This window comes from Acidovorax sp. Q11 (assembly GCF_054950075.1).
In genome coordinates this window covers 62,222-80,287 of record NZ_JBUDZG010000018.1, presented here as the reverse complement: position 1 = coordinate 80,287, position 18,066 = coordinate 62,222, and the positions used below count along the sequence as shown (strand labels likewise).

At 65.6% G+C, this 18,066-nt stretch carries 17 protein-coding genes; 11 read left to right on the top strand and 6 right to left on the bottom strand.

The window, feature by feature from the left end; all coding sequences use genetic code 11:
• Window positions 1-11 precede the first annotated feature (11 nt).
• On the top strand, window positions 12-908 hold the full coding sequence (locus ACYZGB_RS15015) for an esterase/lipase family protein (protein ID WP_462389366.1): 897 nt from the start codon (window positions 12-14) through the stop codon (window positions 906-908).
• 197 nt (window positions 909-1,105) lie between these two features.
• Here the strand turns inward: ACYZGB_RS15015 and phhA are convergent, their stop codons facing one another.
• The 5 genes from phhA to ACYZGB_RS14990 form a co-directional block, all read right to left on the bottom strand.
• Window positions 1,106-1,945 carry a phenylalanine 4-monooxygenase gene (phhA, locus tag ACYZGB_RS15010; RefSeq protein WP_462389364.1) on the bottom strand — a complete coding sequence of 280 codons (840 nt, stop codon included), beginning with the start codon at window positions 1,943-1,945 and terminating at the stop codon, window positions 1,106-1,108.
• A gap of 64 nt (window positions 1,946-2,009) precedes the next feature.
• Window positions 2,010-2,978 carry a Bug family tripartite tricarboxylate transporter substrate binding protein gene (locus ACYZGB_RS15005; RefSeq protein WP_462389363.1) on the bottom strand — a complete coding sequence of 323 codons (969 nt, stop codon included), beginning with the start codon at window positions 2,976-2,978 and terminating at the stop codon, window positions 2,010-2,012.
• A 73-nt stretch (window positions 2,979-3,051) separates the two neighbouring features.
• Window positions 3,052-4,164 (bottom strand): 4-hydroxyphenylpyruvate dioxygenase, encoded by a 1,113-nt coding sequence (gene hppD / locus ACYZGB_RS15000; protein WP_462389361.1) that lies wholly within the window; start codon window positions 4,162-4,164, stop codon window positions 3,052-3,054.
• 180 nt (window positions 4,165-4,344) lie between these two features.
• Window positions 4,345-5,337: a lipase secretion chaperone gene (locus ACYZGB_RS14995; RefSeq protein WP_462389359.1), complete on the bottom strand. Its 993-nt coding sequence runs from the start codon at window positions 5,335-5,337 to the stop codon at window positions 4,345-4,347.
• Between the two features lie 3 nt (window positions 5,338-5,340).
• Window positions 5,341-6,282 carry an esterase/lipase family protein gene (locus ACYZGB_RS14990; RefSeq protein WP_462389358.1) on the bottom strand — a complete coding sequence of 314 codons (942 nt, stop codon included), beginning with the start codon at window positions 6,280-6,282 and terminating at the stop codon, window positions 5,341-5,343.
• 165 nt (window positions 6,283-6,447) lie between these two features.
• Here ACYZGB_RS14990 and ACYZGB_RS14985 point away from each other — a divergent pair, with 165 nt between their 5' ends.
• The 9 genes from ACYZGB_RS14985 to fabB all read left to right on the top strand — a co-directional run bounded on the left by ACYZGB_RS14985 (window position 6,448) and on the right by fabB (window position 15,541).
• Window positions 6,448-6,930 (top strand): Lrp/AsnC family transcriptional regulator, encoded by a 483-nt coding sequence (locus tag ACYZGB_RS14985; RefSeq protein ID WP_109790902.1) that lies wholly within the window; start codon window positions 6,448-6,450, stop codon window positions 6,928-6,930.
• A 311-nt stretch (window positions 6,931-7,241) separates the two neighbouring features.
• Window positions 7,242-8,141, top strand: a complete 900-nt coding sequence (locus tag ACYZGB_RS14980) for an ATP-binding cassette domain-containing protein (RefSeq protein ID WP_462389356.1) — start codon at window positions 7,242-7,244, stop codon at window positions 8,139-8,141.
• The gene (locus tag ACYZGB_RS14975; protein WP_462389354.1) at window positions 8,138-8,989 is read left to right on the top strand and encodes a hypothetical protein; all 852 of its coding nucleotides are present in this window, start codon (window positions 8,138-8,140) and stop codon (window positions 8,987-8,989) included. Before ACYZGB_RS14980 ends, ACYZGB_RS14975 begins: the two co-directional genes overlap by 4 nt.
• Complete coding sequence (locus tag ACYZGB_RS14970; protein WP_462389352.1) at window positions 8,989-9,963, top strand: hypothetical protein; 975 nt, start codon at window positions 8,989-8,991, stop codon at window positions 9,961-9,963. Before ACYZGB_RS14975 ends, ACYZGB_RS14970 begins: the two co-directional genes overlap by 1 nt.
• Window positions 9,964-10,217: 254 nt before the next feature.
• Entirely contained in the window at window positions 10,218-10,958 is a 741-nt protein-coding gene (locus ACYZGB_RS14965) for a GNAT family N-acetyltransferase (protein ID WP_094288933.1), read from the top strand.
• Window positions 10,959-11,058: 100 nt separating this feature from the next.
• A complete protein-coding gene (locus ACYZGB_RS14960; RefSeq protein ID WP_462389350.1) occupies window positions 11,059-11,934 on the top strand; it encodes an HlyC/CorC family transporter in 876 nt (291 codons plus the stop codon).
• A gap of 109 nt (window positions 11,935-12,043) precedes the next feature.
• A complete protein-coding gene (lnt, locus tag ACYZGB_RS14955; RefSeq protein WP_462389348.1) occupies window positions 12,044-13,636 on the top strand; it encodes an apolipoprotein N-acyltransferase in 1,593 nt (530 codons plus the stop codon).
• Window positions 13,637-13,796: 160 nt separating this feature from the next.
• The gene (gene fabA, locus ACYZGB_RS14950; protein WP_462389346.1) at window positions 13,797-14,318 is read left to right on the top strand and encodes a bifunctional 3-hydroxydecanoyl-ACP dehydratase/trans-2-decenoyl-ACP isomerase; all 522 of its coding nucleotides are present in this window, start codon (window positions 13,797-13,799) and stop codon (window positions 14,316-14,318) included.
• Window positions 14,315-15,541: a beta-ketoacyl-ACP synthase I gene (gene fabB / locus ACYZGB_RS14945; protein WP_462389344.1), complete on the top strand. Its 1,227-nt coding sequence runs from the start codon at window positions 14,315-14,317 to the stop codon at window positions 15,539-15,541. Before fabA ends, fabB begins: the two co-directional genes overlap by 4 nt.
• Before the next feature lie 74 nt (window positions 15,542-15,615).
• Here the strand turns inward: fabB and ACYZGB_RS14940 are convergent, their stop codons facing one another.
• Window positions 15,616-16,527, bottom strand: coding sequence for a LysR family transcriptional regulator (locus tag ACYZGB_RS14940; protein WP_462389343.1), 912 nt, complete (start codon window positions 16,525-16,527; stop codon window positions 15,616-15,618).
• Between the two features lie 181 nt (window positions 16,528-16,708).
• On the opposite strand from ACYZGB_RS14940, the gene ACYZGB_RS14935 reads away from it, so the two are divergent.
• Window positions 16,709-17,797, top strand: coding sequence for a type II asparaginase (locus ACYZGB_RS14935; protein ID WP_462389342.1), 1,089 nt, complete (start codon window positions 16,709-16,711; stop codon window positions 17,795-17,797).
• Window positions 17,798-18,066 lie beyond the last annotated feature (269 nt).

Below are 18,066 nucleotides of genomic sequence, written 5' to 3'. Positions count from 1 at the left end.
CCATCACCACCATGATCGCGCGCTGGCAACGAATCCTGCTCCTGTTCATCCTGCTGACAATCGCCGCCTGGCTGGTGTGGCAGTGGCCCCATTCACCGTTGCGTGCCGTGCTGGGGGCACTGGTGCCGCTCAGCATTTACCTGGTGGTGATGGCGGTGGAGTTTGTGCTGATGCATATCACCAACCGTGCCGATGCTGCGCCCCGCGCCCGCCTGTCGCAGGTGGTGGGTGCCTGGTGGGCGGAGGTGTGGGTGGCGCTGCTGGTCTTCTGCTGGCGCCAGCCGTTTCGCCACATGTCCGTGCCCGACTGGCTACCCTCCAAGCCCACCGGAAAGCGCGGCGTGGTGCTCGTGCACGGCTTCATGTGCAACCGGGGCCTGTGGCTGCCGTGGTTTGCGCCATTGCAAGCACAGGGGCATGCCTATGTGGCGGTCAATCTGGAGCCGGTGATGGGATCGATTGACGCGTACGCCGACATCATCGAAGACGCTGTGCGCCAAGTGACGGCGGCCACGGGCCAGGCGCCGGTGTTGTTGTGCCACAGCATGGGTGGCTTGGCGGTGCGGGCGTGGCTGCGGGCGCACCAGGCGGATGGGCGGGTGCACCGGGTGCTGACGCTGGGCACGCCGCATGGGGGCACGTGGTTGGGGCGTTTCAGCCGCGCGGTGAATGGGCGGCAGATGAGCCTGGCGGGGGACTGGGTGGTGGCGTTGCAGCGGGCGGAGCCGGCGGGGCGGGCTGCGTTGTTTACCTGCTGGTATTCGAACTGCGACAACATCGTGTTTCCGGCGACCACGGCGGCGTTGGTGGGGGCGGACAACCGGTTGGTGGAAGGGGTGGCGCATGTGCAGATGGCGTTTGACCCTGAGGTGATGATGGCTTGTCTGGAGGAGGTCGGGCGGGGGTGAGTTTTTGATTGAAATGGTGTCTTCCGCCTGTCTATAGGGTGTTGATTGCTATCATTAGCATAGCGAATGAACAGCCGCTCTGGCTGTGCACGCCAAGGCTTCAAGAGGTTCAGCCTGCATGGCCGCTGAATGCTATGAAAATAGTAGCTATTGATGCTTTATAGACAGGCGGTAGCAGCCGATTCCATTCGGAAAAATCAAGCCGCCACAGCCTCCCGCTCATCCGCAGCAAACTCTGGCAACCCCCGCAGCCGCTCGTAGATCGGCGCAAAGTCCGCCGCCGTCATCTCAAACAGCTGCTCAAAACTGTCGATCACAAAATACGTCTGCTGGTACGTATCGATCTTGTAGCGCGTGCGCATGGTGCGCTCCAGTTGCAGCGGAATGCGCTGCGGCTCCGGGCTCTGCACCGAATACGCCAGCTCGCCCGAAGAACTCAGGATGCCCGCGCCATACGCCCGCAACTGCCCCGCTTCGCGGATCAGCCCGAACTCGATCGTGTACCAGTACAGGCGGCTCAGCATTTCGCAAGACCCCAGCCCCTGCGCCTTCAGACCCCCCTGGCCGTAGCGCTGCACATAGTCGGCAAACACCGGGTTGAACAGCAGCGGCACATGGCCGAACAGGTCGTGAAAGATGTCGGGCTCGACGATGTACTCGAACTCCTCGGGCTTGCGGATCCAGTCCGTCACCGGGAACTTGCGGTTGGCCAGCAAGGTGAAAAAGGGCACCTCGGGGATCAGCCCGGGCACGCCCACCAGCTCCCAGCCTGTGGCCTTGTAGAGACGCTCGTTGACCTCTTCGAAGCGCGGAATGCGGTCGCTGGCGCCCAGTGAGGGCAGGGCGTCGATGAACGCCTGGCTCGCCAGGCCCGGCAGCAGGGCGCGCTGGCGCTCGTACAGACGGCGGTAGGTGTCGTGGTCGGCGGCGGTGTAGCTCGCGTAGTCCTGCGGGCAGGTGTAGTCCACGTTGGCGCGCGAATAGTCGCCACGCGGTGGGCGGGTGGATTGGCCATAGACGACAGGGGCTTGTCCCATTTTTTCTCCTTTGCCGCCATGGTCGGCGCACCGCGACGGGGGTGCGCACCAGCCCAAGCAGCTGCTAATCGATCTTGATTTTTGCGGCCCGGATCAGAAACTCGTACTTGCTGTTTTCCGAGCGCACAAACTGCGCAAACCCGTCGAGCGTCAGCTCTTCGGGCGTGATGCCCATCTTCTTGAACTTCTCTTTGCCCGCAGGCGAATGCATGGCGGCCGAGAACGCGGTGGCATAGCGGCGCGCGTCGGCATCGGGCAGCGCAGCGGGCGCGAACAGCCCAAACCAGGTGGACACGTTGAAGCCCTGCACGCTGTCGTTGATGCTGGGAACATTCGGCAGTGCCTCATTGCGGCTGAGCGTGGTCACGCCCAGCGCCAGCAGCTTGCCCGACTGGATCTGCGGCAGCGCCGAGGCCAGGTTGTCGAACACCATCAGCACCTGGCCGGATTCCAGTGCCGCCAGCACGGGCTTGGAGCCCTGGAACGGCGTGTGGCCCATCCTGGTGTTGGTGAGCGACTTGAACATCTCGGCCGAGATGTGGCCGATGCTGCCGTTGCCGCCCGAGCCGTACTTGGCCTGGTCGGGGTTCTTCTTGAGGTACTGCACCAGGTCGGGCGTGGTCTTGATGCCCAGCTTGGTGGCCTGTGCCGCGCTGACCACCAGCACGTTGGGCGTGCGGGCCACCAGCGCGATGGGCTTGAAGTCCTTGATGGCGTTGTAGGGGAAGTTCTTGTACAGCCAGGGGTTCACCGCGTGCGTGGCCACTGCGCCCATCAGCACCTGGTTGCTGGCCTTCCCGGCCTTGGCGACCTGGTCGGCACCAGTGTTGCCACCCGCCCCCGGTTTGTTCTCCACGGTGATGGAGCCCAATTGCGCTGCGGCACCTTCGGCCACGATGCGGGCCGAGATGTCCAGCGGGCCCCCGGCAGGGTAGGGGACCACGATGGTGAGGGGGGCAGACGGGCTCTGCGCCAGCGCGGCAGTGGCTGCGCTGGCCAGAAGGATGCTGAACAGGGTGCTACGGAGCGACATCGGGATCCTTTTGAGTTCCGGGGAGCGCGGAGTATAGGCACCTGTTCAGGGTAAACCCTGGATGTCTGATGACTTAGGCGTTCAGCACGCCACGGCGGATCTGGTCGCGCTCCAGCGACTCGAACAGCGCCTTGAAGTTGCCTTCACCAAATCCGTCGCGGTAGTCCCCCTCGCGCTGGATGAACTCGAAGAACACCGGGCCCAACATGGGCGTGGAGAAGATCTGCAGCAGCAGGCGGGGCGTGCCGTCGGCCGTGGTGCCGTCGAGCAGGATGCCGCGCGACTGCAGTTCAGGCACGGGCTGGCCGTGGCCGGGCAGGCGGGTGTCCAGCATTTCGTAATAGACCTCGTTGGGCGCGGTGGCCAGGGGCACGCCGGCCATGCCCAGCTTGTCCACCACCTCCAGCAGGTTGTCGCAGATCAGCGCGATGTGCTGGATGCCTTCGCCGTTGAATTGCATCAGGAATTCTTCGATCTGGCCGCCGCCCTGCTTGGCTTCTTCGTTCAGCGGGATGCGGATCTTGCCGTCGGGCGCGGTCATGGCCTTGGACGTCAGGCCCGTGTATTCGCCCTGGATGTCGAAGTAGCGGATCTCGCGGAAGCCGAACAACTTCTCGTAGAAATTGGCCCAGAAGCCCATGCGGCCCCGGTACACGTTGTGCGTGAGGTGATCGATGAGGTGGAGGCCGTGGCCGACAGGGCGGCGGTCCACGCCTTCGATGAACTCGAAGTCGATGTCGTAGATGGATTTGCCGTCTTCAAACCGGTCGATCAGATACAGAGGCGCACCGCCAATGCCCTTGATGGCGGGCAGGCGCAGTTCCATGGGGCCGGTGGGGATCTCGATGGGCTGGGCACCCAGCTCCAGCGCGCGGTTGTAGGCTTTGTGCGCGTCCTTCACACGGAAGGCCAGGCCGCAGGCGGAGGGGCCATGCTCGGCGCCGAAGTAGGCGGCCTGGCTGTGGGGCTCTCGGTTCAGGATGAAGTTGATGCCGTTCTGGCGGTACAGCACCACATCCTTGGAGCGGTGCTTGGCCACCAGGGTGAAGCCGAGCTTTTCAAACACCGGTTCCAGCACGCCCGGTGTGGGCGAGGTGAACTCGACAAATTCGAAGCCCATCAGGCCCATCGGGTTGTCCCAGGCTTCGAACTGGGCGGCGGTTTCTTGCGGCAGGGCGGCGTTCATGGGGTGTCTCCGGCATTCGTTGATGAATGTCATGGACTGTAGGCGCGCCCTGCCTCATGTTTCTGGCGAAATCAAGAGGCTTTGGTCTCTGATTTGCAGGAATCTTGTGAATGGTCAAATTTTTACGCAAGGAGTCGGCGCTGTTTGCGGGTATAGGTACGCTAGGTACGGCGCGCAGGCTCAGGAGCCGGGCGTTGCGGCCTGCAGCTTGCGCAGGGCCAGCGCAGCGTCCACACGTGGCTGTTCGTCGGCAGAAAAAAGCTGCTGGCGCAATTGCTGGAGTGCGGCGGCTCCATCGCCCTGCTGTGCCCGGGCCTGGCTGTACTGGTCCAGGCGCTGCTGCCAGAGTTGCTCTTCCCGGTCGAGCCGGGCCAACGCATGCGCGGCGGCTTCGCCGTATTGGGCGCTGCGCGCGGCGTGGCGGGTGTAGGCGTCGGCGTTCTGGGTGTTGAAGGCGGCCGTTTGCGCGGCGGCGGTCAGGTGCTCGGTGGCGGCGCTGCGCTCGGCGCGGCGCTCGGGCGAGAGTTCGCGCTCTGCCTGTTGCAGCGCCTGGGTGCGTTGTTCCGGGGTGAGCTGGGCGTTGCTGGCTGCCTCCAGGCGCGCCAGGGTGTAGCGGTCCAGCTCGGCTTCGCGCGCAAACAGTGCGTCGTATTCCGCGTCATCGAACAACTTCAGGCGCACCTTGTGGCGGGCATCCATTGCATCGCGCAAGGCGCGCGGGTCGGTCAGGTCCTGGGGCGCACGCAGCTGGCCCAGGGCCACGCGGTAGTCCACATAGCGCTCGGCCAGCGCCAGCGCGCGGGCGGCGAGGGCGACGGGGAAGTGGTGACCCACCAGAGAAGCCAAGCGCTGCTTGAGCGTGGCCGGGTCGCTGGTGTCGCCTGCCTCCAGGAGCAGGTCTTCCAGCGTGTTGCGCAGGCCGTCCACCAGCAAGGGGTCGGCGGTGCTGTCGATGCCGCCGCTGCGGCGGTGCGCCCAGGCGGTCGCATCCGCCCCCTGTGTGGACACGGGGTGAAGGCCTGGGGTGCCGGTGGGCGCCGTGCCCGCGCTTACCGCCTGCGCAGGTCCGGCTACCACACCGGGCCTGCCCGCAGGACCCACCAGCCACCAGGCCACGGCGGCCGAGGCGATGACCAGGAGCAAAACAGGTTTGGCCCAGGTGCGATGGGTCATGGTTTACAGGCCTTGTTGCTTGAGGCGGTTGGCATGCTGGCGGTACAGCGTCACTGGGTCGGTAGAGAACCAGTCGCGCAGGCCCAGCAGCTGGTTCACTTCGTCGAGGTGGTTTTGGCGGTAGTCGCCCAGGTGTTTGCCCAGGCGCGACGAGCAGGCCGACACCAGGCCGTCGTTGGCCTCGCCAAAGGTCAGGCTCAGCACGCTGAGCACGCCGTCGCTGGCGTCCAGCACATTGGTCAGCGGCTGCGTGCCGGTCCAGGAGTAGTAGCGCACGCCGTTCACCAGTTCAGCGCCATTGCCGCAGCCAGAGGTGGGCACCCCCTGTGGGAAGCGGCTGTTGAATTTGGCCGAGCCCGCAGTGGTCAGCGAGTCCAGTGCGGCCGTGGGCATCTGGGGCAGGCCCGTGCCGCCCGAGGTCAGGTTGATCAAACCCACCAGCGCCTTGGCCGCCGCATTGGCCACAGCCTCGGACACCGAGCCTGCAGGCGCCGCGCCCCGCAGGATGTCGGCCACGCGCGAACCCCGGTTGACGCCCCCGATGGACGTGACCGAGGCCACCAGCTGCGGCGCCACACCAGCCACATAGCGCGTGGTGGGGCCGCCGTGCGAATGGCCCACCAGGTTCACTTTGGCAGCTCCGGTGATGGCCAGGATGGTCTTGACCTGGGTCAGCAGCTGCTCGCCCCGCACCTCGGTGCTGTTGGCGGCGGACACCTGGGCCACGTAGACCTTGGCGCCGCCCTGGCGCAGCGCGTCGGGGATGCCGTAGAAGTAGTCGATGCCCAGCGCCGAGTCAAAGCCAAAAAGCCCGTGCACCAGCACGACGGGATATCGCGTTTGCGTGTAGCCCGTTTGCGCCTGCGCGCCCCCGCCCACCAGCAGCAACCCCGCCGTTGCTGCCAGCACCAGTCGCCGCAACAAGCGGCTGAAGAATCCGATCATGTGTTTGTCTCCGTTGATGTGATTTCTTATGTTTGCAAAATAGAACGGTCGTTCTTTTTCGCAGGGTTTATTTTTTGGGGAGATGGCTGCTGTCACTATCGGGACATACCCGTGCCTGCAATATGGGCGGCGAAAAAATACCTGGATTCCGTAGAATCCTGCGCAATGAAAGCTTTTGACGCATTGGACAAGCTGGATCGCGCCATCCTGCGCCGTCTGCAAGAGAACGGCCGCGAGACCTACGACGTGATCGGCGAGCAGGTAGGCCTGTCGCCCAGCGCTGTGCTGCGCCGCGTCAAGCGGCTGGAGGACAGCGGCGTGATCGACCGCTACGTGGCCCTGGTGCCGCCCGAAGCGGTAGGGCTGGGGCTCACGGCCTACCTCAACGTGCGGCTCGAAAAACACACCGAAAGCCACAAGCGCAACCCCATGGACCTGTTCCGCGCCAGCGTGCAGACCTGGCCCGAAGTGGTGGAATGCGCCTCGCTGACCGGCGAGATGGACTACCTGCTGCGCGTGGTGGTGGCCGACATGGCGCACTACAGCCGCTTCATCATGGACACGCTGCTCAAGCACCCCAGCGTGCAGGACTGCAAGACCAGTTTTGTGCTCGATCGGGTGAAGGCGACCACGGCCGTGCCCGTGTGATAATCCGCGCGCCCTCGCCGGTGGGGGGAGAACCTGTTCAAGGTCTTTTCGGGGATCGCATTGGGGTGCAATCGGGATAAGTGGATGCCTCGGGTGCGCCGCATGGGCTCGTGCCCATGCAAGCAGCCGGGGCGGCTTTGTCGGCCGATTTCACTCCAACCCTGCGGGCAAGTGCCTTGCCGGGCGGTCTGCGGCGTTGCGGCGCTTGTGGATAGCCGGGCTATCCACTGCGCACCGCGCCTTGCATCCCATCCCGGCAAGGTACTTGTGCGACCCCGAAAATACCTTGAACATGTTCTTACGGATTGTTCATGATCGCCATCGATAACCTGCAGTTTGGCTATGGCCGCGCTGCGCTGTACCAGGGCTTTGGCGCGCGGGTGGCGCAGCCGGGCATCTACGGCCTTTTTGGGCGCAACGGCAGTGGCAAATCCACTTTGCTCAAGCTGATCTGCGGCCTGCTCACCCCGTGGGCGGGGCGTGTGGAGGTGCTGGGGCACAACTCGCGCGACCGCGCTGCGGAGCTGCTGGCGTCCATCTACATCGTGCCGGAGGAGTTCCATCTCCCGAACCTCACCTGTGCGCAGCTGGCCGCGACGCAGGGCGTCTTCTACCCCCGTTTCTCTTCGGGCCTGCTGAACGAGTACCTCGCAGAGCTGGAGGTGCCCGCGCAGGAGCGTTTCGAGTCCATGAGCCTGGGCCAGAAGAAGAAGGCCGCCATCGCCTTTGCGCTGGCCACCGGCACCCCGCTGCTGTTGATGGACGAGCCCACCAACGGGCTGGACATCGTGGGGCGCGCGCAGTTTCGCAAGCTGATGCAGCGCCCCGAACACGCGCACCGCGCCGTGCTCATCAGCACCCACCAGGCGCATGACCTGGAAAGCATCCTGAGCCACATCTGGTTCATCGACCAGGGGCGGCTGGCGTTGGCGGCCCGCATGGACGAGCTGGCGCGCCTGCTGCACATGGGCGTGGCCGCCGATGCGTCCGCGCTGCCACCGGCGCAAGGTGCGCTGCTCTACCAGGAGCGCATCGGCCAGCACCTGGCCTATGTGGCCTTGCGTGAAAACGGGGGCGCAGACCCACAAGCCAGCAGCGGCGGCGGCGTGCAGCTGGAGCTGCTGTACAAGGCGCTGAGCCTGAACCGCGACCAGGTGCTTGCGGCACTGGCCCCGCTGCACCGCCCATCTGAAGCTGTGGAGCCTGCATGACCACTGAGACCACATCGCTTCCTTTGGCGTCCCACGGCCACAGCGCCGGAGCCTTCTCCTGGCGGCGTTTTGTCCTGCTGGCCCGGGCCCAATGGGCCGAGCAGGGGCGGCAGTACCTCGCTCACCTGTTGGTGACGGGCATCCTGTACGGGGTGCTGCTGGTTTTTGCGCTGGGGGTTGCGCGCTCGTCGGCCTTCACGACCGGCGTGCAGTCGGGCTACTACTTCTGGGGGCTGTACCTGACAGGGTTTGTGTTCGCCGGGCGTTACTTCGAAGGCATGGCGCGGCGCGAGTCCGCCTTGTTGTCCCTGATGCGCCCGGCCTCGGTGCTGGAGAAGTGGCTGTTGTGTGTTCTTGTGGTGGCCGTGGCCTACCCGCTGTGTTTCACGTTGCTGTTCCTGGCGGTCTCCTGGCCCGTACAGGGGCTGGTGCTGGCGGTGCGGGCCGCCATGCTGCCGCCGACCTCCTCCCTGAATCCCCAGGACTACATCTTGTTTGTACCCCTGGTGCGTGCGCCGCACAGCGCATCGTTGCTGAGCATTCCGCAGCAGCTCGCGTTCTTCATCGGCGCCGGGGCTGTGCAGGCCCTGGCCGTCACAGGGGCGCTGTTCTTCCGCAAGGCCGCCATGCTCAAAACCCTGGTGCTGGGGGTGGGGCTGTGCATCGCCACAGCCTTGCTGTGCGCCGCAGCGGGTGCGCGTTTCGATGTGATTTTTGCGTGGTGGCTGGCCCGGCGCGCTCCGGCCGACGCTGCCGTGCACGGCTTGAATTTTGTGCTGTGGGTGTTGTTGCCCCTGCTGCTGTGGGGGCAGACCTACCGGCATCTGCGTGAGAAGGAGCTGACGTGATGCCGACGCTTTCATCGCGCCCGTTGCCCGCGCGGCCGCCGCGCACCTGGGGGGCCTGGCTGTTTGCCGGGGTCTTGCTGGCCTTCTGGGGGGTGTTGGGTCTCAGCGGGGCCGACCGCTTCAAGGCCCTTGAGCCAGATGGCCTCCGCTATGTGCTGAAGGCCGCGCAGCTGGAGGGCGTGACCCGGCTGCGTATCGAAGGAGATTTGGGGGCTGACCAGGATTACTGGCCGGTGACCCGGGTCCTGCTGGGAGGCTCGCCGGAGGTGGTGCTGAGCTTTCGTTTCCGGCACGAAGGCCCGGGCCGCGAGAAGGCCGACCTGCCGCAGGCGGCGCACCCTCTGGTGGCCACGCGTGAAGGCGACACGCTGGTGCTGCGCTGGGTGGCGCCGCCCTCCCAGGAGGCGAATCGGGCACGCGGTGAAGACGGCGAGGGGGAGGTGTGGATGGATGAGCTGGTGCTGCCCGCGCAGTTCCAGGCGCTGGCACTGCCCCACGCAGCGGTGCAGGCCCGCACCCCGCTGGAGCGGCTGGAAGTGTCTGGGCGCCAGATCGAGGTGGACGGCCCGGTGGCGCACCTGGATCTGCGCTCTACCCACTGCAAGCGTTGCCCCGTGACTCGCGCCGGGGCCGAAGAGCAGGGCGAGGGTGAATGTGGCGGACTCCCTGCATGGGTGCGCGGCGCAACGCTGGAAGTCAGCGCAAAGCGTATGCAATCGGTGCGGATTGTGGCGGCCCGGGGCGCGGTGGCGCTGAGGGACAGCCAGCACCTGCAGCAACTGGACCTGCAACTGGGGGACAGTGTGGCCTTGTCGCTGGACCGTGCCGGTGCCCTCGGACTTTTGCCGCGCAAACAGTCCGGCCCCGGTGCGGGGGATGCCTGCAACGACGAGAGCACGCCCCCCACCCATGGAGGGCGCACACAGCCGCTGGACCTGGTCCTCCTGGGAGCCCGCCCAGCCGCAGCGGATTGACAGACAGGCCGGAACCCGCCGTGCCGGGTTTTGGCGGTTGCCCCTCTCCGGTCTGCGTACTACCCTTGGTGGGTCGCATGGGAGACGCTTGGGCGGGATTTTTGAAAGCGCCTGCTCCATTTTTAGTAGCTACTGATTGTTGCTGGGTGCGCCGGAATGGCGATTTTGATGGTGATTTGAGCGAACTCACTATTTTGTTGCGGCGCAGCAATTTGGACTGGAAAAAATGAGGGAAAACCCTTATATTTGGCGGCATGTTCGCAACCAAAGACTGGCTCAAGGCATCCTGGTACGCAGGCCGGGACATGCTGCGCCCGGTAACGGGCGGCTCTTCTGCCTCTGACATTCACATCCACCAGCAGGAGACGCCCGTGATGGTTCCTATCCGCTCCCTGGGCCCCTCCTACCGGGAGCGGATCACCCAGCACCTGCTGCAGCTGGAGCCTGCAGACCGCTACCTGCGGTTTGGCTATGCCGCCAATGACGAGCAGATCCGCCGCTACGCCGAGCAGCTCGACTTCAACCGCGACGAGATCTTCGGCATCTACAACCGCCGCCTCGAACTGATCGCCATGGCCCACCTGGCGTTTTCCGAGCACCCTGAGCACAAGCAGTGCGCCGAGTTTGGCGTGTCGGTGCTCAAGCAGGCCCGGGGCCGTGGTTTTGGCGCCCGCCTGTTCGAGCGTGCCGTGATGCATGCCCGCAACGAAGGCGTGAACATGGTGTTCATCCATGCGCTGTCCGAGAACACGGCCATGCTCAAGATCGCGCGCAACGCGGGTGCCACGGTGCGCCGCGATGGTTCCGAGTCCGAGGCCTACCTGCAGATCCCGCCCGCCAGCCTCGACACGCGCATGGCCGAGATCGTGGAGCAGCAGTTTGCCGAGGTGGACTACCAGCTCAAGAAGCAGGCCAAGCAGTTCTGGGATTTTCTGGCCAACGTGCAGGAAGTGCGCAGCGGCGTGCAGCACGCGCGCCACCAGTCGGCCGAATAAAGCCTGGCTGGGCATGATGCGGGGCCGGTGCGGGCCCTGTCACCACAATCCGCTATCCTAGGGGCCCGACCCACTACCGCACGTCCTGCACCCCACGACAGTGTCTGATCCGCATCCCGGGCGCCCGCCCGAAAAGGAAGACAAACGCACCTTCCTGCAGAAGGTGGCCGAGTTCATCCACCCCGGCCCCGACTCGACCCAGGAGTTGATCGAAACCCTGGCCGAAGCCGAGGACAACCAGGTCATTGGCGCTGAGTCGCGCGTGATGCTGGAGCGCGTGATCCGCATGGCCGACATGACGGCCCGCGACGTGATGGTGGCAGCGCCGCGCATGGACCTGGTCAACATCGACTCCCCGTTCGACGAGTTGCTGCACCTGGTCATCAACACCGCGCATTCGCGGTTTCCGGTGTATCAGGGCGAACGCGACAACATCATCGGCATCCTCATGGCCAAGGATCTGCTCAAGCTGCAGCGTGCGCCCGAGTTCAACATACGCGCCCTGCTGCGCCCGGCCGTTTTTGTGCCCGAGAGCAAGGGCCTGAATGACCTGCTGCGCGAGTTCCGGGGCAACCGCAACCACCTGGCCATCGTGATCGATGAGTTTGGCCGCATGGCCGGGCTGGTCACCATCGAGGATGTGCTGGAGCAGATCGTGGGCGAGATCGAGGACGAGTTCGACATCCCCGAGGACGACGGTGACATCTTCGGCCTGGCCGACCGCACCTACCGCGTGAGCGGCGACACCTCGGTCGAGCGCGTCTGCGAGGCCTTTGATGTGCTGATCCAGAGCAGCGACCCCGGCGAAAGTTTTGACACCATCGGCGGCCTGATCGCCCATGAAATGGGCCATGTGCCCAAGCGCGGCGAACAGCTGCAGCTGGGTGGCCTGCAGTTTGTGGTGCTGCACACCAAGGGTGGCGCCGTGCGCTGGTTCAAGGTGTCCAAGGCCGAAGACGGCAGCGTTGACGGTTGATGGCGACTTGCGCAAAACAGAGTTCAAGCAAGTGATCCGCCATAGTGAGCCGTCTGTTGTTCCATCCTTATTTGCGTAAGTCCTGTTGATGTTGCGGGCTTCTTTGGCGATGCGCTGGCCCCTGCAGGCGCTGATGGCGCTGGCCGCAGGGTTGGCGCAGGCGGCGTCGCTGGCCTGGCCGGGCAATGGCCAGCCGCTGTGGTGGCTGCAGCTGCTATCCCTGGCCGTGCTGGCGCGCCTGGTGTGGCCGGGGGCGGGGGCGGTGGTGTCCTGGCAGCGGGGCGCACTCATTGGCGGCGTGTTCGCCACGGCATGGCTCTCGGGCACCTTCTGGTGGCTGTTCATTTCCATGCACACCTATGGCGGCCTGCCTGCGCCGCTGGCGGTGGCGGCCGTGCTGGGGCTGGCCGCGTTTCTGGGCAGCTACTACGCCGCTGTTTTAGGGGTTTTTTGCCGCCTTGCGCCCGCCCATCAAGGCGGAGCTGCTCTTCTTTTTGGAGCGCTCTGGCTGTTGGCCGAATTGGCCCGGGGCATTTGGTGGACGGGCTTTCCCTGGGGCGCGGGGGGTTATGCCCACGTCGATGGGCCGCTGGCGCCGCTGGCACGGTATGTGGGGGTCTATGGCCTGGGCGCGGTGGCGGCGGCTCTGGCGATGGGGGTGGTGCAGCTGCGCCCTGCCGACCTGCGCCGGGGGCGCCTGTGGGCGCTGCTGCTGGCCCTGGCGGCTGTGCTGGCCGGGGCCACGGCGCAGCGCTTCTGTGCCGTCAACCTGTGCCACACGCCCTCGCAACTCCAGCCGCCCGCGCTGAGTCTGGAGCTGCTGCAAGGCAATATTCCGCAGGACGAAAAATTCCAGCCGGGCAGTGGTGTGCCCGTGGCCCTTCAGTGGTACGCCCAAGCGCTGCGCGATGCCCAGGCTGACCTGGTGGTAGCGCCCGAAACCGCCATCCCGCTGTTGCCGCAGCAGCTCATTCCCGGGTACCTCGAAGGCATCCAGCAACGCTACGCACAAGGCCCGCAGGCCGCGCTGGTGGGGATTCCACTGGGGGATGAAACGCTGGGCTACACCAACTCGGTGCTCGGCATGGGCCCCGCCACGCAGGCCACGCCCTACCGCTACGACAAGCACCACCTGGTGCCCTTTGGTGAGTTCATCCCGCCGTTCTTCAAATGGTTCACGGCCATGATGGACATCCCGCTGGGCGACTTCAACCGGGGGGCGGTGGGTCAACCATCGTTTGCTTGGAAGGGCCAGCGCATCGCGCCCAACATCTGCTACGAGGATCTGTTTGGCGAAGAGCTGGGTGCGCGTTTCATCGACCCGGCCCAGGCACCCACGGTGTTCGTCAACTTCAGCAACATCGGCTGGTTTGGCAACTCGGTGGCGATTGACCAGCACCTGCACATCAGCCGCATGCGCGCGCTGGAGTTCGAGCGCCCCATGGTGCGCGCCACCAACACCGGCGCCACGGCCATCATCGACCACCGGGGCGTGGTCACGCACCAGCTGGAGCGCCACACCCGGGGCGTGCTCCAGGGCCAGGTGCAGGGCCGTGGGCTCAGCGCGCAAACCGGCTGGGCGATCACGCCCTATGCATGGTGGGTGGCCCGCTGGGGGCTGTGGCCGCTGTGGGCGCTCGGCGGGCTTGCACTGGCTGCAGCCGCATGGGCGCGGGGTATGCGACGGGCACAGGGTGGTTGATCCAGGTCAGCCGCCGGCCGGGCGGCAAGGGGGCCGGACAATGCCTTCTTTAGAGGCAGCTCCCTATGCCTTGATAATAGAGCCCCGCAAGCGGGGGCTTGTCTTGCGGACAACGATGATTTGAGGCGGGCGAACCCGCCGTTCTGGAGCACGACTGAAAATGGCAGATTCCTTTTCCTACGAACAACTGATCGCCTCGGGCGAGGGCCGGCTGTTCGGCGCTGACAGCGGGCGTCTGCCGCTGCCACCCATGCTGATGTTCGACCGCATCACGCACATCGACAGCGATGGCGGCGCGCATGGTTTGGGAAAAATCGTCGCCGAACTCGACGTCAAGCCCGACCTGTGGTTTTTTGCCTGCCACTTCCAGGGCGATCCCGTCATGCCTGGTTGCCTGGGGCTCGATGCCATGTGGCAGCTCATCGGTTTCTACCTCACCTGGCTGCAACTGCCGGGCCGGGGCCGCGCGCTGGGCGCGGGGGAAGTCAAGTTCACCGGTGAAGTGGGCCCGGACGTGAAGCGGGTCACCTACGAAATCGACATCAAGCGCGTGATCAAGCGCAAGCTGGTGATGGCCATTGGCGACGCCCGCCTGCTGGCCGACGACAAGGAAATCTATGTGGCCAATGACCTTCGCGTAGGTCTGTTCAAGCGCGAGGAAGACGGTAAGGACGCAGCATGACCACCAAGAAGCGCGTAGTCATCACCGGCGCGGGCATCGTCTCGTGCATTGGCAACGACCTGGCCTCCGTGGAAGCTTCGCTGCGTGCGGGCACCAGCGGCATCAAGGCCGTGGAGAAGTTCAAGGAACTGGGCCTGCGCAGCCAGGTGGGCGGCGCCCCGGAGATCGATATCGAAGCGCGCATTGACCGCAAGCAGCTGCGCTTCATGGGCGATGCGGCGGCCTATGCGCAGATCGCGCTGGAAGACGCCATCAAGCAGGCCGGCCTCACCCCTGAGCAGGTCAGCCACCCGCGCACCGGCCTCATCATGGGCTCGGGCGGCGGTTCGCCCGCCAACCAGATCGAAGCGGCAGACACGCTGCGCGAAAAAGGCATCCGCCGCGTGGGGCCCTATCAGGTCACGCGCTGCATGAGTTCTACCGTGTCCGCCTGCCTGGCCACCAACTTCAAGGTCAAGGGCATCAACTACTCCATCACCTCGGCCTGCTCCACATCGGCCCACTGCATCGGCGCGGCCGCGCAGCAGATCGCCTGGGGCGTGCAGGACGTGATGTTTGCGGGTGGTGGTGAAGAGCTGAGCTGGGGCATGTCGCTACTGTTCGACGGCATGGGCGCGATGTCCAGCAAGTACAACGAAACACCCGAAAAGGCCTCGCGCGCCTATGACGCCAACCGCGATGGTTTTGTGATCGCAGGCGGCGGCGGTGCCGTGGTGCTAGAGAGCCTGGAGCACGCGCAGGCGCGCGGCGCCACCATCCTGGCTGAGGTGGTGGGCTTTGGCGCCACCAGCGACGGCGAAGACATGGTGGCCCCCTCGGGCGACGGCGCCATCGCCTGCATGCAGCAGGCGATGGAAGGGCTCGATGCCCCCATCGACTACATCAACACCCACGGCACGTCCACACCCGTGGGCGACATGCAGGAAGTGCGTGCCATGAAGGCGCTGTTCGGCGACAAGGTACCGCCGTTCTCTTCCACCAAGTCGCTCACCGGCCACTCGCTGGGCGCAACGGGCGTGCAAGAGGCTATCTACTGCATGATCATGCTGAACCAGGGCTTCATTGCCGGTTCGGCCAATGTGGAAACGCCCGACCCGGCCCTGGGCGACATGCCCCTGGTCACGGCCACCCGCGACGCGCAGCTGACCACGGTGCTGTCCAACAGCTTCGGCTTTGGCGGTACCAACGCCAGCCTGGTGCTGCGTCGCTGGACGGGCGCCTGACGCGGTAGGCACGGCTGCTTCGTCCCAACCCGCCCCCGCTTTTGCGGCGGCGGGTTTTTTTGTGCCCGAGGGGGCTACTTGCGCGGCCGTGTTGGCGACAGTGCCTCGTGCAGCAGCGCAGGCAACATGGCCAGCATGCGCGTGGCCTGCAGGCCCGGCGGGTGGCTGCCTGCGTGGTAGCTGTACAGCGACATGGGCGGCAGGTCGGGCAGCTCCACCGCCACCATGTGCGCCGGGTCCAGGCGGATGGCGGTGAGGAAATCCACCACCGTCCAGCCCATGCCCAGCCGCACCAGCTCCAGCGCCAGGCGCGAGGTTTGCACCTGGATGCCCGGCCCGCCCGGTGTGCCCAGGCGGTTGGCCGTGTGGTCGATGGACTGGCGCATCGGGTCGTCGCCCACCAGCCGGATGGCGGGCACTTGCGCCAGCCGCGCAGCGGTGCTGGCGGCACGCGGTGCGCGGTCCCACACGGTGCGGGCCACGGCCAGCGACAGGCGGCCGCTCACCAGCAGCTCGCTGTGCACCTGCGGGTGCGGATGCTCGAAAAACCCCAGCCCAAAGTCCACGCTGCGTGTGAGCAGCGCCTGCGTCATCTGGTCCTGGTGGATGGTGCGCACCTCCACCCCCACCTGCGGGTGTTTTTGCGCATGGCGGTGCAGCAGCGTGGGCAGAAATTCGTGCGTGATGGACGGGATGGCCGCCAGCCGCACATCGCCCAGCTCGGTGGTGGCCAGGTTGCGCGCCGTGCGCTGCAGCGCGTCCAGCTGGCGGTGGATGCTGCCGGATTCCACGGCCAGCACCTGCGCCTCGGGCGTGGGCGTGAGGCCTGCCGGTGTGCGGTTGAACAGCCGGTAGCCCAGCTGCAGCTCGGTGTGGGCCACGGCCTTGCTCACGGCCGATGGCGTGATGCACAGCAGGCGGCCCGCCGCGCTCATGCTGCCGGTCTGCAAAACGGCCTGGAACACTTCGAGCTGGCGCAGGTTCATGGGAATTCCGAGAAAAAGGGGGTGTGAATTCAATTCACAGGGTGACGCCAATTATTCCACTTGGTTGTGTGTGGATTTCTCATAGGATGCCGCACCGCCCGATACCCGACCACCGGGGCCGGACGGCAGCAGGGCGCCGCACCACCCCGCAGCGCCCGAAGAATGACCCGGAGACACAACCATGCGAATTTTTTCCTCTTCTTCATCCTCGTCCATCACGCGCCGCTGGTTTGCGGGCGTGGTGCTCTCGGCCCTGTCCACCGTCGCCCTGGCCCAGGCGGCCAAGCCCCATGTGGTCGTGTTGGCCACCGGCGGCACCATTGCCGGTGCGGGCGCCTCGGCGGCCAACAGCGCCACCTATGCCGCCGCCAAGGTGCCGGTCGATAAGTTGCTGGCTGGCCTGCCCGAGCTGGCCAACGTGGCCAAGGTCTCCGGCGAGCAAGTGTTCCAGATCGCCTCCGAAAGCTTCACCAACGAGCACCTGCTGCGCCTCGGCCAGCGCGTCTCTGCCCTGTCCAAGCAGGCCGATGTGGACGGTATAGTCATCACCCACGGCACCGACACCCTGGAAGAAACCGCGTACTTCCTGAACCTCACCGTGCGCACTAACAAGCCCATCGTGGTGGTCGGCTCCATGCGCCCCGGCACGGCCCTGTCGGCCGACGGTGCGCTGAATCTGTACGACGCCGTGACCGTGGCCGCCAGCAAGGACGCTGCCGGGAAGGGCGTGCTGGTCACGATGAACGACGAGATCCAGAGTGGCCGTGACGTGAGCAAGACCATCAACATCAAGACCGAGGCCTTCAAGAGCCAATGGGGCCCGCTGGGCATGGTGGTGGAAGGCAAGAACTACTGGTTCCGCGCCCCGGTCAAGCGCCACACCACGCAGTCCGAGTTCAACATCGACGATATCAAGGCGCTGCCTGCCGTGGACATCGTCTACGGCTACGGCAACATGAACACCACGGGCATCGAGGCCTACGGCAAGGCGGGCGTGAAGGCGCTGATCCACGCCGGCACGGGCAACGGCTCGGTGGCTGCGCAGGCGGTGGAGTCGCTCAAGGCCCTGCGCGCCTCGGGTGTGCAGATCATCCGCTCGGCCCGCGTGCCCGACGGTTTTGTGCTGCGCAATGCCGAGCAGCCTGACGACAAGTACGACTGGGTGGTGGCCCATGACCTGCGTCCGCAAAAGGCCCGCATCCTGGCCATGGTGGCCCTCACCAAGACCAATGACAGCAAAGAGCTGCAGCGCATTTTCTGGGAGTATTGATCCCCGGTTTCGAGGTTTGAACGCCATGCTTTGACGCAATGCATGCGTTGACGGCCACACCCGTGTGGCCACCGGTACGCACCGGCTTATAGCTCGCGTGACTGGTTGGGAAGGCTGGGGCTCCAAAAGGGCTCCGGCCTTTTTTCATGGGCGCGGGCCGATGTTGCTGGCGCTGCCGCAGCACGCGCGGCGGCGCGCCGTAAAATCACCGGTTTGCGCGCGCGATGCCCGCCCTTCCAGCCCTGTGGGGTGGCGGGCCCTGGGTTTGC

Coding starts and splice junctions, on each gene's coding strand:
- ACYZGB_RS15015 (WP_462389366.1), top strand. CDS start 12: ATGATCGCGCGCTGGCAACGAATCCTGCTCCTGTTCATCCTGCTGACA.
- phhA (WP_462389364.1), bottom strand. CDS start 1,945: ATGGGACAAGCCCCTGTCGTCTATGGCCAATCCACCCGCCCACCGCGT.
- ACYZGB_RS15005 (WP_462389363.1), bottom strand. CDS start 2,978: ATGTCGCTCCGTAGCACCCTGTTCAGCATCCTTCTGGCCAGCGCAGCC.
- hppD (WP_462389361.1), bottom strand. CDS start 4,164: ATGAACGCCGCCCTGCCGCAAGAAACCGCCGCCCAGTTCGAAGCCTGG.
- ACYZGB_RS14995 (WP_462389359.1), bottom strand. CDS start 5,337: ATGACCCATCGCACCTGGGCCAAACCTGTTTTGCTCCTGGTCATCGCC.
- ACYZGB_RS14990 (WP_462389358.1), bottom strand. CDS start 6,282: ATGATCGGATTCTTCAGCCGCTTGTTGCGGCGACTGGTGCTGGCAGCA.
- ACYZGB_RS14985 (WP_109790902.1), top strand. CDS start 6,448: ATGAAAGCTTTTGACGCATTGGACAAGCTGGATCGCGCCATCCTGCGC.
- ACYZGB_RS14980 (WP_462389356.1), top strand. CDS start 7,242: ATGATCGCCATCGATAACCTGCAGTTTGGCTATGGCCGCGCTGCGCTG.
- ACYZGB_RS14975 (WP_462389354.1), top strand. CDS start 8,138: ATGACCACTGAGACCACATCGCTTCCTTTGGCGTCCCACGGCCACAGC.
- ACYZGB_RS14970 (WP_462389352.1), top strand. CDS start 8,989: ATGCCGACGCTTTCATCGCGCCCGTTGCCCGCGCGGCCGCCGCGCACC.
- ACYZGB_RS14965 (WP_094288933.1), top strand. CDS start 10,218: ATGTTCGCAACCAAAGACTGGCTCAAGGCATCCTGGTACGCAGGCCGG.
- lnt (WP_462389348.1), top strand. CDS start 12,044: ATGCGCTGGCCCCTGCAGGCGCTGATGGCGCTGGCCGCAGGGTTGGCG.
- fabA (WP_462389346.1), top strand. CDS start 13,797: ATGGCAGATTCCTTTTCCTACGAACAACTGATCGCCTCGGGCGAGGGC.
- fabB (WP_462389344.1), top strand. CDS start 14,315: ATGACCACCAAGAAGCGCGTAGTCATCACCGGCGCGGGCATCGTCTCG.
- ACYZGB_RS14940 (WP_462389343.1), bottom strand. CDS start 16,527: ATGAACCTGCGCCAGCTCGAAGTGTTCCAGGCCGTTTTGCAGACCGGC.
- ACYZGB_RS14935 (WP_462389342.1), top strand. CDS start 16,709: ATGCGAATTTTTTCCTCTTCTTCATCCTCGTCCATCACGCGCCGCTGG.